The following is a 1,763-nucleotide window of genomic DNA, read 5'->3' as shown; positions in this document are numbered from 1 at the left end:
AAGACACCAGACGGTCTGAAAATCGTCTTTGTTTCTTGCGCTCTTTGATTTTTTAAGCAGCGTTATCCACAGGGATTAAGTGCCGGTTAAGCTTTTCTGCCTGTATTTTGCAATGCAGCTTTTGAATGTTATAAGCCATTGCAAGCAGCATCGTTTCCACAAGGACATTTTTATTGCCACGGGTTAAAAATCGGCGGAAGCTCATATCCGCTTTTACCACGGCAAAGGCTCCTTCTGCCTGAATGCTGCGATTTACACGCAATTGGATGCCTTTCTGCGAGGTTATCCGTTCCAAATCTTCCTGCCGTTGGCGCTGGAACCGTTTGGATACTTCTATATTCTTGGTTCGTTCTTCCAGTGGCGTTTTGCAGTGATTTCCATGTATGCACTGACTTTTTACCGGACAGTCCTTGCAATTTTCGCAGCTGTAATGGGTTATCTTGCTTTGAAATCCGGTTTTGCTTTTGCGGGTAAATTCCTTGGTTACAGTCAGCTTTCTGCCTTGGACACAGAGGTAGGCATCCTCATCAGCCAGATAGGTCATGTTTTCTCTGCGGCCAATGTCCTGTTTCCATTTTCGGGTCTTGCTTTTTTCGTAGTTACTGGGCTTGATAAAAGAATGCTGTTGGTGTGTTTCGAGGTAAAGATAGTTTTCCTCGCTTTCATAGCCTGAATCTGCTACAACATTACGGTAACGTTTGTGTGTATAGTGTTCAATTTCCTGCAAAAAGGGAATCAGGGTTGTGGTGTCCGTTGGCTGCGGGCCAACTGTAGCCCATGTAACAAATTCAGAATCCGTGCCGTACTGGATGTTGTAGGCAGGTTTTAGCTGGCCGTTTTTCATGGCATCTTCTTTCATCCGCATAAATGTAGCGTCTGTGTCTGTTTTGGCAAAACTGTTGCGTTTTCCCATGATGTGCAAGTATTTGTTGTATTTCTTGAGCCGGGCGATGAACTCGTCCAGCTGTTCCATGGTTTTCTGCAGGCTAGTTTTGCGTTTCCCAATTCCATGGACAAACTGGATTCCCTGCTCTTTCTGCCGGAATTTCAATTTGCGGCGCAGCTTCTTTAGATGGTGCAGTTGGATATCTTTGCCATGTGAGAGGGAAACCGAAAAATCTTCCTTGACTTTGTCCACGAAGTCCGGCATCTTTTCCATAAGCTTGGCTTGATTCTTTTGAACAGACTTTTTCCAGACAAACTTGTATTTGTTGGCAACGGATTCGATTTTTGTTCCATCGATGAAAATGTCCAGTAGGGAAATAGCCCCCATATCTTCCAGCATGAAGTCCATCTGGGCAAACAGTTCCTTAATGCAGGAAGCCAAATGTTTGGAACGGAACCGGGCGATGGTTGTATGGTCAGGCACAGGCTTCCCCTCCAGCAGGTACATGAAATTGATATCCCGCCTGCAGGCAAGTTCTATTCTGCGAGAACTGAAAATATGATTCATTCCGGCATAGACAATGATGGCCAACATCTGCCTTGGCGACGCCAAATTTCGATTTATTCGCTGATAGGTCTTTTCCAGTGCCGTAATATCCATACCCCCAATACAATGGCGAAGCAGGCGGACGGGGTCATCTTTGCCAATCTGAAATTCAAGATTAAATGGAAGAAATACTTGATAGCTTCCTTCAAAAGACGTATAATCTTTTTGTGAATTTGGTTTTTGCATATCTAAATTCTACACCTAATCCCGAGGCATTCAAGCCCCGGGATTATTTTTTTGCACATGAAAAAGGACTGCTGCACGTCACATT

Annotated in this window: 1 protein-coding gene; it reads right to left on the bottom strand. The window is 44.5% G+C overall.

The genetic code is table 11. The features are described from left to right. Window positions 1-52: 52 nt before the first annotated feature. Window positions 53-1,678 carry an IS1182 family transposase gene (locus T504_RS0112085; RefSeq protein WP_028129788.1) on the bottom strand — a complete coding sequence of 542 codons (1,626 nt, stop codon included), beginning with the start codon at window positions 1,676-1,678 and terminating at the stop codon, window positions 53-55. Window positions 1,679-1,763 lie beyond the last annotated feature (85 nt).

It is taken from the genome of Selenomonas sp. ND2010, from assembly GCF_000702005.1.
GTDB lineage: Bacteria > Bacillota > Negativicutes > Selenomonadales > Selenomonadaceae > Selenomonas_A.
This window is presented reverse-complemented; position numbering and strand designations above follow the sequence as displayed.

What these genes read in the sequence shown, in the direction of transcription:
- T504_RS0112085 (WP_028129788.1), bottom strand. Translation starts at nt 1,678, where the DNA reads ATGCAAAAACCAAATTCACAAAAAGATTATACGTCTTTTGAAGGAAGC.